This window comes from Kluyvera sp. CHPC 1.251, from assembly GCF_036759945.1.
Taxonomy (GTDB): Bacteria; Pseudomonadota; Gammaproteobacteria; order Enterobacterales; family Enterobacteriaceae; genus Kluyvera; species Kluyvera sichuanensis.
The window spans coordinates 489,633-501,662 of record NZ_JAPKIC010000002.1 but is presented as its reverse complement, the minus strand read 5'-3'; the positions used below and the strand labels follow the sequence as shown (position 1 = coordinate 501,662).

Below are 12,030 nucleotides of genomic sequence, written 5' to 3'. Positions count from 1 at the left end.
ACTAAAGGAGATCGCAATGACGTTACCGAGTGGACACCCGAAGAGTAGATTGATCAAGAAATTCACTGCGCTTGGCCCTTATATCCGCGAAGAACAGTGCGAAGATAACCGCTTTTTTTTCGACTGTCTGGCGGTATGTGTAAACGTGAAACCTGCGCCGGAGAAGCGTGAGTTCTGGGGCTGGTGGATGGAGATGGAAGCAGAAGAACGCCGCTTCACCTACAGCTACCAGTTCGGCTTGTTCGATAAAGATGGCCACTGGCAGGCCGTCGCGATCAAAGACCCTGAGGTCGTTGAACGTCTGCAGCAAACGTTGCGCGGCTTCCATGAGCGGGCAAAAGATCTGCTGGCGACGCTGGATCTGGCGCTGGAACCCGCCGATGGCTTTGCCAATGAAGTGGTGAAGCGTACGGCATAAAATGTCCCCCTTCCTTGAGGGGGACATATAATAATATAACGTGAGTTTACAGCCGTCATTCTGCCCTCTGGGTATAATGACGTCTTGTTAATAACAATAGCTATATATTTTAAACGTATTTAACTGACGTAGAGCGACATTTTAAAAAATCATTTGATGTATAAATGATAAATAAAAATATCGCGAACAAATAGGTTATCCAGAGCAATAATCATCATCAATATCGATACTGATGTATCGACGAAAAGAAAGCCATTTTTGCGTTTAAATTCTTTTAAATCAATGTATTGGTAATGCCATTTTTTAGCGCATTGATAATATGTAGATATATGTGCTATATTTTTTCTGGTGCTATTTAGTGCTTTACTTAAAAATAAACTTTAGTTTATACAATTTGGTATTATTTCTGCTGCTGATGTTTCCTGTTTTTAATTTTATTTTAAGTTGATCTTCCTTTATTCGTTCGGTACGCTTGCATTTATCGATAATAAATATTTGTCTTATTTATACAGGAATATCGATAAAGTAGTGAACACACGGATGGCCTCCAGGATAGAGGCGAGAATTTATTAAACAGGAAATAGATAAATGAAAAAAACACTTCTGGCTGTCGTCATGGCAAGCTCCGTATTGGCTGGCGTGGCTCACGCGGCTGACGGTGAAGTTAAGTTTGTCGGTAATATTACGGCAACGGCATGCACCGTTGACTCTTCTTCAAAAAATCAGGAAGTTTCATTAGGTACTGTTGCAACCACCGCATTTACTGCCGCAGGTGACAAAGCGGCACCAAAAGACTTCCAGATTAAACTAACCAGTTGCCCTGAAACGGTAAAAAACATAGTCGTGACGTTTGATGGCATCGCAGACTCTACCAATAAAGCGCTGCTGGCGCTGGATTCTGGTATGACGGCAACCAATGTTGCGGTGGAAATCTCTGACACCTCTGGCAACGTTCTTTTTATGCGCGAAAATTCCGCTCAATACGCTGTCGCGAGCAACCAGGTCACGATCAGTTTAGTGGGACGTTATGTGTCAACGGCTGCGGCCGTCGGTGCCGGTACCGCGAACGCCACCACCCAGTTTACTATCGATTACCAGTAATCGTTATTTTCGAGTCTGCACATGCCCTATGTGCAGACTATTTCATATTGATGAAATGATATAACGATCCTTCAGAGTTAATGTTCATGAATATAAAACAGTTAATCGGCGGAGTGCTGCTGACCTTTTTATTATTAAACGGCAGCGCGCAAGCCGGTATCGTGGTCGGCGGAACGCGGCTTATCTACGATGGCAGTAAACGTGAAGCCTCCCTATCGATTAAAAATCCAGATTCAGTACCTTATCTTATCCAGACGTGGGCCGATGCGGATGGTGTTGCCGGGGGAAATAAAGGCGCGGCTAAACCGCCATTTATGATTACCCCACCGCTATTTCGCCTTGAGAGTGGCAGCGAAAATAGGGTGCGTATTATTCGCACCGGCGGAGACTTACCTGAAGATAAAGAGTCCGTATATTGGCTGAACGTGAAATCCATTCCTTCTTCTTCCCGCAGTGAAGAGAACGTTTTGCAAATTACGATCAAAACACGCATCAAATTATTCTATCGACCGGCCGGATTAAAGGGACTTACCGAAGACGATTACAAATCAGTGACCTTTAATCGGGCGGGCAATAAGCTTCATGTTACCAATCCAACGCCTTATTACCTGACGTTTTACTCTCTGAAAATGGGCAGCGCAGTGTTTGATACCACAAACATTATGGTGCCGCCCAAAGGAAGCGCGGACTATAAGTTGCCCGCATCGGCGGCAGGAAATCAGGTTGCATGGCAGTTGATCAATGACTATGGCGGAGACAGCAAAACGGTGACCACGTTATTGCGCTAAAACGCGGTTATGTTCAGGCCTGGAGAGTTCGGCGGAGTGGGTAACATCAAGTGTGGAAAGGGATATGCACACATTAAAAAAAGAAAAAATGCGGTACTCAGCGTGGCGGTATACGCCGCTTGCGACGCTTCTTTGCATGCTTTTCCCTCAGCAGGGGCATGCAGAAGAGTTTTTTAACCCAAACGCGTTGAAGATCGATAACGCTGACTATCATCCTGTCGACCTCTCGCAATTTTCTACGGTGGGAAACCAGTTACCGGGAACGTATCGCGTAGATGTTTATCTCAACGGCGCTCCGCGAGATACGCTTGATATCACCTTCGCCAAAGGGGCACATGGCGCATTGCAGCCAGCGCTCACCAGCGCACAGCTCAAACAGTGGGGCGTGGCAACCAGCGTGGCGCTGAACGCATTGCGTGATGCTGAAATCATCACCGATCTGCCTCGCTTAATCCCTCAGGCAAGCGCGCAGTTTGATTTCTCTCGCTTACGTCTGAACATTTCTATTCCTCAGGTGGCCATGAAGCCATCCGCTCAGGGCAGCGTTGACCCTAAATATTGGGACCAGGGTATGCCAGCCCTGCTGATGGACTACCGTTTTACCGGGTCCAACACCCGTATGGAGCGGGGCGGCGGGACAAGTGACAGCTATTTCACCAACCTGCGAAGCGGGATCAACATTGGTGGATGGCGTCTGCGCAATTACAGCACCTGGAACTATAACAAGAGCCAGTCTTCGGGCACTGAGGTGACCCATAGCACCTGGGACTCTATCAACACCTATGTTCAACATGATATCCCCGCGATTAACGGGCGTTTTACGGCGGGCGACAGCTATACCCCTTCAGATGTCTTTGACAGCGTGCAGTTTAAAGGGGCTCAGGTGGCGTCAGACGATAATATGCTGCCAGACAGCCTGCGCGGTTTTGCCCCAACGATACGGGGGATCGCGAGCAGCAATGCCCAGGTCACCATCAAACAAAACGGCAGCGTGCTTTACCAGACGTACGTGACGCCAGGGGCTTTTGTCATTGATGACCTTTACCCCACGTCGTTAGGCGGAGACTTAGAAGTCACTATTAAAGAAGCGGATGGATCTACCAGAACCTTTATCCAACCGTTCTCAAGCGTACCGATTATGCAGCGCGAAGGGCGCTTAAAATATGCGGTGACTGCGGGTCGATACCGTGCGCCGGATAACGATGATGATGAGCCCATTATGGGGCAGGCCACCTTACTCTATGGCCTCACGCATCGCGTCACGCTGTATGGTGGTTTTCAGGCCGCAGACAACTACACTGCATTTGCTTTAGGTTCTGGTTTTGGCCTGAATTCGCTGGGGTCGGTTTCTTTAGACGTTACCCAGGCCTATACCTCGCTGAGAAAGCCAAACGAGTCTGGTCGACAGTCAAAAGAGGGGCAGTCTATCCGCTTCCAGTACTCAAAAGAGATTGAAGCGACGGATTCGACAGTCACGCTGGCGGGCTATCGCTACTCCACGAAGGGGTTTTACTCCTTCAGTGAAGCGATGGACTATCACGATGAAGACGATGATAACTACCTGAAAAACAAACGTAGTCGGGTACAGCTCAATTTTACCCAGAACCTGAAAAGCTGGGGTTCGCTCTCGTTTACGGGCTACCAGCAGGATTATTGGTCTGACGATGGCCATGAGCGCAACATCAGCGTGGGATACAGCAACTCATGGAATAGCGTGAACTGGACGCTGATGTATACGTGGAGCACTACCACGGGGCGTGATGCCAACGATAACCGCATGCTCTCGCTGAACGTCAGCGTACCGTTAAGCCGCTGGCTGCCGGGTTCCTACGTGAGTGCAAATACCAACAACGATTTGCACGGGCGCTCAAATAATCAGCTCACATTGAGCGGTACGGCGCTTGAAGCGAACAATCTCTCCTATTCGGTAGGGCAGGGTTATGGTAATCGCGGCCAGCAGAATAGCGGGGCAGCAACGGCGACCTATCGTGGCACCTATGGCGCCGTGAATGGGGGGTACAACTACGACCACGATTCACGCCAGGTAAACTATGGCGCGCAGGGCTCACTTTTACTTCACGCTGATGGGCTAACGCTGGGCCAATCATTATCGGGGGATATGTCCTCTGTCGCACTGGTTCGGGCGCGTGATGCCGAAGGCGTCAATGTTCAGAACGGGACGGGTATTCGTACGGACTGGCGTGGATACGCGATTGTGCCGTATCTCTCCTCTTATAAACGTAGCCGCATTGCGCTGGATTCGAGCTCGCTGGGTGACGATGTCGAACTCAAGCAGAACGTCGTGTCCGTGGTTCCAACGGCAGGTGCCATCGTACTGGCCGAGTTTAAAACGCGAGTGGGGGCTCGTGTTTTGATGACCCTTCTCCACGGCGGTAAAGCCGTTCCATTTGGCGCAACGGTCACGATAGACGGCACTGATGATAATACCGGTATTGTCGGGGATGCAGGGCAGGTTTACCTCAGCGGGGTTCCAGAGGTGGGAGCGCTGACGGCGAAATGGGGCACGGCGGTCGATCAGCAATGTCATGCTGAATTCACGCTGCCGAAGAAAGATAAGCAACAAAGCCACATTACCTATTTGCCGCAGCTGAATCTGAATTGTGTAGAGAAATAATCTCTTGATGAATCCTTTATTAAATAACCGAGGGAATATGAATGCGTGTTAACCAATGGCGTGTATTACCCTTCTCCCTGATGATGCTCTCTCTATTGGCTCCATCGGTAAACGCTGATTCTGTCCAGCTCAACTTTACCGGCTCAATATTAGCAGGCACCTGTTCGGTAGATACAGCCTCCAAAAACCAATCCGTCGCAATGGGCGATGTGGGGACGATTATATTTAGCTCACCGGGCGACCGTTCCCCTGCGCAGACATTCTCTATTGTGTTGAGCTGCGAGGAGAACTCGCCGACGGGGGCGACGGTCACCTTTAGCGGCGCTACCGCCACGGGAGATGCCACGCTTTTAGCGCTGGATAGCGGTACCGATGCGACCACCGGTGTGGCGATAGTGCTGAGCGATAAAGAGGGCAATAAAATTGATTTGGGGAGCGCATCGTCGGTTTATAGCCTGGCGGAGGCGAGTGCTAACGAGATGCAATTTAACGCACAGTATGTCTCGTTAGTTGAACGGGGAGCCATTACGGCGGGGAAGGCAAATGCGACGGCGCAGTTTACGATTAACTATCCCTGAAAGATTAATGTGAGTACTCGTGTTTTCAGTTTAAACGGAATTTATCATTACTTTTAATGAAATGGATGGGTGTATGAATGGATTTCAGTGCCTGAAATTATTATTGCTGTTTCTCTTTTTATTGGGAGGAGGGAAAGCTTTTGCTGCGAAAAATTTTTGTTATTTTACTTACGCTGCTGAAGCAAGTGTTACCATTCCCACCGTCTCAACCAGTGTTCTGGATCCGGTTGGGAGTGTTCTGAGCACAACTGCTACGCCCTCAGGCCAAATATATTGGGGGTGGTGTGCAAAGCAATCGCCTTTCTACAATGAGATGCTCTATTCCTCGCAGCTAACCAGTATTAGCCACGTTTACGCAACTGATCTTCCGGGGATTGGTATTCGATTCACTGATAATAATTATGGTTATACCTTTGACCAGCCAGCGACCAGCTATCTTCTTCCTAAAGATTACGGATGGGATGTTGCATGGCAAGGCGGTATTGTCGAAATCGTCAAGACGGGTCGGGTTACTGCTGGAGTACTGCCTGCGAAAGTGTTGGGCCGTATTTATACGACAGCTGAACTGAGTCCAGTAAACCCCAATCAGGATGGGCTCGCTTTGACCGTTACCCTTTCCAGCCCAGTAGTTATTAACGCCAGCAGCTGTGCCGTTATCACCCCAACAACCCTCAACGTCCCTCTGGGCGATTACCACTCAACCGATTTTGGCGCAGTAGGCAGCACGCTCGGCAGCGCCAATATCGATATGACGTTAAGCTGCTACGACGGCGTGAAAGTGACGGCGGTGATTTCTGCTGATGAAGATGCTGCTCAGTCCGGGGTGATTAAACTGACTGAGGGTTCCGACTCCGCAACCGGGTTGGGCATTCAGATACTGGACGCTAATAACGACCCCTTACCCATTGGCACAGAGATAGCGGTGGGGACGACGACCGTTGAAGGTGAGTACAATATCAACTGGAGCGCGCGCTATATTAAAACGCTGAGCAAGGTGACGGCAGGTAAGGCCAACGCCCTTGCCACGGTAAACCTGAATTACGAATAAACGATGTACGCTGCTACACGGCAACGGTGCTGCGAAGTGCCGGATGGCGCTACGCTTATCCGGCCTACCGCGTGTTCCCATACGTAGGCCGGATAAGGCGAAGCCGCCATCCGGCAACCCCAATATAAAAGGCCAGCGAAATTCGCTGGCCTTTTATATTGATAAGAAAATAACGCCAGCTGTCTGACGTTATTATTTTCTATCTTAGAACTGGTAGGTCATACCAACGGCTACGACGTTATCCGTCATAATTGCCAGGCGTTTAGTGACCGCAGTTTCATCAACCAGGTTGATTTTATAATCAACAAAGGTGGACATGTTTTTGTTGAAATAGTAGGTCGCGCCCACATCAACATATTTCATCAGGTCCTGATCGCCGATCCCGTTTTCCAGGTTTTTACCTTTCATCTGCACATAGCCCAGGGATGGACGCAGACCGAAATCGAACTGGTATTGTGCTACCGCTTCGAAGTTCTGTGCTTTATTAGCAAAGCCCTGATCCGCCGCAACCAGACCTTTAATTGGGGTCATATTACGGGTTTCGGTATAAACCATTGCCAGGTAAATGTTGTTGGCGTCGTATTTCAGGCCAGTGCCCCAGGACTCTGCGTTTTTACCGCCGTTAGCCAGAGATTTTAGCTGCTGAACGTTGGTACGGTCAGAGTTGGTGTATGCTGCGCTGATAGCGAAATCGCTGCCGCCGAAGTCATAGGCAACAGAGGTACCGAAGCCGTCACCGTTAGCGGTATCGTAGGCGCGGTCATTTTTACCCTGATATTGCAGGGTTAAATCGAGACCATCGACCATGCCAAAGAAGTCGGTGTTGCGGTAGGTAGCCAGGCCGCTGGAGCGTTTGGTCATAAAGTTATCGGTTTTGCCGGTGGAGTCACCGCCGAATTCCGGGAACATATCGGTCCAGGCTTCAACGTCGTACAGCGCACCCAGGTTACGACCGTAGTCAAAAGAACCGAAATCTTTTAATTTCAGACCAGCAAATGCCAGACGAGTTTTCTGTGTAGAGGAGCTGCTGCTTTCTTCTTTATTGCCAGCAAACTCAGATTCCCAGCGACCATAACCGGTCAGCTGGTCGTTAATTTTGGTTTCGCCTTTAATGCCGAAACGAACGTATGTTTTATCGCCATCGGAGCTGGAATCATCGCTCATGTAGTGCATTGCTCTTACTTTGCCGTAAACATCCAGTTTATTACTATCCTTGTTATAAACTTCTGCTGCCATAGCTGAAGAAGAAGCAATAATACCCATCATCGTTAATGCCAGAGTTGTTTTTTGCATTTCTCAATCCCGATTTTTTAGCTTTAAAATTTGCTGTGAAAGACCACTGTGAAAAAACAGGAACGTTTTTATCCTTCCCATGTTAAAAATTTATGACAATGTCAGATTAAATATAAAAAAGTATGTTTAAGTTTTTCTGTCATAAAAATGTCAATATTCTCCACTAGGCTGCCTGATCCCGCGCAACAAAACCCCTCGCTTTCTGCGCTGCCTGTTGGCAAGCGGCCTGACACCTGCTACAACGTTGGTCTGGTATTGATATTTCTTATTTTTAACGGCAGAGAATCATGAGTGATAGTCAGACGCTGGTGGTCAAACTGGGCACCAGTGTTTTAACGGGCGGATCGCGCCGCCTGAATCGCGCGCATATTGTCGAACTGGTTCGCCAGTGCGCTCAGCTCCACGCAGCTGGGCATCGAATTGTCATCGTAACGTCAGGAGCAATTGCCGCCGGGCGTGAGCATCTGGGTTACCCTGAACTGCCCGCGACTATTGCTTCCAAGCAACTGCTGGCTGCCGTTGGCCAGAGCCGCTTAATCCAGCTCTGGGAACAGCTGTTTTCTATCTATGGTATCCACGTCGGCCAGATGCTGCTGACCCGCGCTGATATGGAAGACCGTGAGCGCTTCCTCAACGCTCGCGATACCATGCGCGCGCTGCTTGATAACAACATCGTTCCGGTGATTAACGAAAATGACGCGGTGGCAACTGCAGAGATTAAGGTTGGCGATAACGACAACCTCTCCGCGCTGGCGGCGATCCTGGCCGGTGCCGATAAGCTGCTGCTGCTGACCGATCAGCAAGGGCTGTTTACCGCCGACCCGCGCAGCAACCCGGACGCCGAGCTGATTAAAGACGTCTACGGCATTGACGATGAGCTGCGTGCCGTCGCCGGTGACAGCGTGTCTGGCCTGGGCACGGGCGGCATGGGCACGAAGCTGCAGGCCGCTGACGTCGCCTGCCGCGCCGGTATCGACACCATTATTGCCGCCGGTAGCCTGCCGGGCGTGATTGGCGACGTGATGGCGAATGTCTCCGTCGGCACCCGTTTCCACGCGCAGGATACCCCGCTGGAAAACCGCAAACGCTGGATCTTTGGCGCACCGCCGGCCGGTGAACTGATTGTGGATGAAGGCGCAACGTCGGCGATTCTGGAACGCGGGAGTTCATTACTTCCAAAAGGCATTAAAAACGTGACAGGCAACTTCTCTCGTGGTGAAGTGATCCGCATCCGTAGCCTTGCTGGCCGCGACATCGCCCACGGCGTAAGCCGTTACAACAGCGATGCGCTTCGCCTTATCGCCGGGCACCACTCGCAGGAAATTGATGCCATTCTCGGCTACGAGTACGGCCCGGTTGCCGTGCATCGCGACGATATGATCACCCGCTAAGGAGTTCAACATGCTGGAACAAATGGGCATTGCCGCCAAGCAGGCCTCCTACAAACTGGCGCTGCTATCCGGCCGGGAGAAAAACCGGGTTCTGGAGACGATTGCCGATTATCTGGAATCTCATAGCGATGAGGTCCTGCGCGCTAACGCCGAAGATTTAACCCAGGCCCGTGAAGGCGGCCTGAGCGAAGCCATGCTCGACCGTCTGGCGCTGACCCCTGCGCGTCTCGCTTCGATTGCGAACGACGTTCGTCAGGTGTGTACGCTGGCCGATCCTGTGGGGCAGGTGATTGACGGTGGGTTGCTCGATAGTGGCCTGCGTATCGAACGTCGCCGCGTCCCGCTGGGCGTAATCGGTGTGATTTACGAAGCGCGCCCGAACGTCACCGTTGACGTTGCCGCGCTGTGCCTGAAAACCGGCAACGCTGCCATTCTGCGCGGTGGGAAAGAGACCTATCGCACCAACGCCGCTACCGTCGGCGTGATTCAACGCGCGCTGAAAGAGTGCGGCCTGCCAGAAGCGGCAGTTCAGGCCATCGATAACCCGGATCGCGCGCTGGTCAGCGAGATGTTACGTATGGATAAATACATCGATATGCTGATCCCACGCGGCGGCGCAGGCCTGCATAAGCTGTGCCGCGAGCAGTCCACTATTCCGGTTATCACCGGCGGCATCGGTGTATGCCATATCTACGTAGATGACACCGCTGAGATTGAACCGGCGCTGAAGATTATCGTCAACGCCAAAACCCAGCGTCCAAGCACCTGTAACACCGTGGAAACGCTGCTGGTGAATCAGTCCATCGCTGACCGCTTCCTGCCGGCGCTGAGCAAGCAGATGGCTGAAAGCGGCGTGACGCTGCACGGTGACGACACCGTGATGCGCGAGCTGAAAGGCCCGGCGAAGCTGGTACCGCTGCAGGCAGAAGAGCTGGATAACGAGTTCCTGTCGCTGGATCTTAACGTGGTAGTGGTTCCGGATATGGACAGTGCGATTGCACACATCCGCCAACACGGCACCCAGCACTCCGATGCGATCCTGACCCGTACCCTGAGCAACGCCAACCGTTTTATCAACGAAGTGGACTCCTCAGCGGTGTACGTCAACGCTTCCACCCGCTTCACCGACGGCGGCCAGTTTGGTCTGGGTGCGGAAGTCGCGGTGAGCACGCAGAAACTGCACGCGCGCGGCCCGATGGGTCTTGAAGCACTGACCACCTACAAGTGGATCGGCTTCGGCGATGATACCATTCGTGCGTAATTGATAGCGGGCGGTGCAAAAATAGGCGGTTGATTAACCTGACTATTGACGCATCGCCCGGTTAGTTTTAACCTTTTGTCCCGTGATTCACGTTCGTGAACACGTCTTGCAGGGCCGATATAGCTCAGTTGGTAGAGCAGCGCATTCGTAATGCGAAGGTCGGAGGTTCGACTCCTCTTATCGGCACCAAAAAATCAATGAGTTACAGTTTTTCATCTGCATGTAATCCTGCTGTTTTATACCCCGCGTACTTACTGGCGTACTTATTTAGCATTACATAGCTGAGTGCCATGTGCCCTTTCACACAAATTCAAACTTTACAGACGTTCTTTTCATCCTGAGGACTGGGTAAGGTTCATTTGCTGTTTTAAGCACTACAGGTAAACGTGTTACGTCAGATCGACTGGATGGGGCCGTCGCTTTGAAAAAGGCACCATCCATCTGCGAGAAACCAAAACAGTGGTAGAACGCTACGTACAGCTATCTGATCAGGCAATCGACTTTCTCAAGGTTCTACGCCTTACCTCCGACAAATATCTGTTTCCTTCGCAGGCGACTAAAAAGCCTATCCAGCAGAAATACCTGACTGAAAACTCATGGCGTTTACGTGAAAGCGGTCAAATGCTTGATATACCTTATTGGACCCCTCACGACTTGTGGCGTACAGTGCGCACTGGATTATCTCGTTTGCAGTGTCCAAATGAGGTTGCAGAGGCTGTGTTGGGGCATACACGTGGCGGCGTTGAAGGCGTTTATTAATTTATAGGGAATAATGATGGCTAAACGAGGTTTTTTTAATTTGGGAAAAGCTGTTGATGACGTAAGAAAAGCTGATGGTATTGCAGATACAGGCTTGGCATCTTTGTCTTTAGTCGGAAAAGGGCTCTTTAACGTTGCTAGGTTCGCTGTTACAGAAGGGTTAGATCAATTAACCAAAACTACGGGGAAATCAATCATTGAGAATGAAAAATCCTCAGAAGAGCAAAAAGAGAAAGCGCGTGAAAATATAGCCAAAGCTGAAGCGCGGCAGGCAGAGCGAGAAGCAAAAGACCGCGAATGGGAAGCAAATCAGAAAGAAAAGATGTGAAAATCCAGATGATTGTGCAGTATACTGAAACCTATTTTATTAACAATTATTGGAAACATTGGTAATGGCAACGATTTACAGGGCTAAGTGTCTGGATTGTAAACACGAATGGACAAGTCGTGCTGGGTATGGGACACCTGATTATTGCCCCAAATGCAGAAGCACACGAGTAAGCAGTTCTCCTATTGGTTGAAATCAAAGTGTAATCTTAATGGATGGCATGTGTCATTCTCGACCTATTAAAGAAGAGAGTGCCACATGCCCATATCAAAATTTATTATATCCCTCGTTTGTTAACAAATTTTTATTAAGCCTACAAACATCGATGTACCTGCCATTTAGTACGGATATTATCCGGTATAACCAAATCCGGTTCTACCTCTTAACCTTCGTGTGGAAAATTCTGCGAGGTTAGTAAGTTGCACTCAAT

At 50.2% G+C, this 12,030-nt stretch carries 10 protein-coding genes, 1 tRNA gene and 1 pseudogene; 11 read left to right on the top strand and 1 reads right to left on the bottom strand.

Features of this window, described 5'->3' with window-relative positions:
* Positions 1 to 16 precede the first annotated feature (16 nt).
* The 6 genes from crl (at position 17) to V6940_RS06665 (ending at position 6,568) form a co-directional block, all read left to right on the top strand.
* A complete protein-coding gene (gene crl / locus V6940_RS06690) occupies positions 17 to 418 on the top strand; it encodes a sigma factor-binding protein Crl (RefSeq protein ID WP_333495297.1) in 402 nt (133 codons plus the stop codon).
* 588 nt (positions 419 to 1,006) lie between these two features.
* A complete protein-coding gene (locus tag V6940_RS06685; RefSeq protein WP_333495296.1) occupies positions 1,007 to 1,519 on the top strand; it encodes a fimbrial protein in 513 nt (170 codons plus the stop codon).
* A gap of 86 nt (positions 1,520 to 1,605) precedes the next feature.
* Positions 1,606 to 2,307: a fimbrial biogenesis chaperone gene (locus V6940_RS06680; RefSeq protein ID WP_333495295.1), complete on the top strand. Its 702-nt coding sequence runs from the start codon at positions 1,606 to 1,608 to the stop codon at positions 2,305 to 2,307.
* A gap of 64 nt (positions 2,308 to 2,371) precedes the next feature.
* Positions 2,372 to 4,942: a fimbria/pilus outer membrane usher protein gene (locus V6940_RS06675; protein WP_333495294.1), complete on the top strand. Its 2,571-nt coding sequence runs from the start codon at positions 2,372 to 2,374 to the stop codon at positions 4,940 to 4,942.
* Positions 4,943 to 4,983: 41 nt separating this feature from the next.
* Complete coding sequence (locus V6940_RS06670; RefSeq protein ID WP_333495293.1) at positions 4,984 to 5,520, top strand: fimbrial protein; 537 nt, start codon at positions 4,984 to 4,986, stop codon at positions 5,518 to 5,520.
* Positions 5,521 to 5,593: 73 nt separating this feature from the next.
* A complete protein-coding gene (locus tag V6940_RS06665; protein WP_333495292.1) occupies positions 5,594 to 6,568 on the top strand; it encodes a fimbrial protein in 975 nt (324 codons plus the stop codon).
* Positions 6,569 to 6,772: 204 nt separating this feature from the next.
* On the opposite strand, the gene phoE is transcribed toward V6940_RS06665, so the two are convergent.
* Positions 6,773 to 7,861: a phosphoporin PhoE gene (phoE, locus tag V6940_RS06660; RefSeq protein ID WP_333495291.1), complete on the bottom strand. Its 1,089-nt coding sequence runs from the start codon at positions 7,859 to 7,861 to the stop codon at positions 6,773 to 6,775.
* Between the two features lie 287 nt (positions 7,862 to 8,148).
* On the opposite strand from phoE, the gene proB reads away from it, so the two are divergent.
* The 5 genes and pseudogenes from proB (at position 8,149) to V6940_RS06635 (ending at position 11,600) form a co-directional block, all read left to right on the top strand.
* A complete protein-coding gene (gene proB / locus V6940_RS06655) occupies positions 8,149 to 9,252 on the top strand; it encodes a glutamate 5-kinase (RefSeq protein WP_185669662.1) in 1,104 nt (367 codons plus the stop codon).
* A gap of 10 nt (positions 9,253 to 9,262) precedes the next feature.
* Positions 9,263 to 10,513, top strand: coding sequence for a glutamate-5-semialdehyde dehydrogenase (gene proA / locus V6940_RS06650; RefSeq protein WP_333495290.1), 1,251 nt, complete (start codon positions 9,263 to 9,265; stop codon positions 10,511 to 10,513).
* 113 nt (positions 10,514 to 10,626) lie between these two features.
* Positions 10,627 to 10,702 (top strand) — tRNA-Thr (locus V6940_RS06645).
* 234 nt (positions 10,703 to 10,936) lie between these two features.
* A pseudogene (locus tag V6940_RS06640) lies at positions 10,937 to 11,269 on the top strand (tyrosine-type recombinase/integrase); the annotation flags it as partial.
* Positions 11,270 to 11,288: 19 nt separating this feature from the next.
* Positions 11,289 to 11,600: a hypothetical protein gene (locus V6940_RS06635; protein ID WP_333495289.1), complete on the top strand. Its 312-nt coding sequence runs from the start codon at positions 11,289 to 11,291 to the stop codon at positions 11,598 to 11,600.
* Positions 11,601 to 12,030 lie beyond the last annotated feature (430 nt).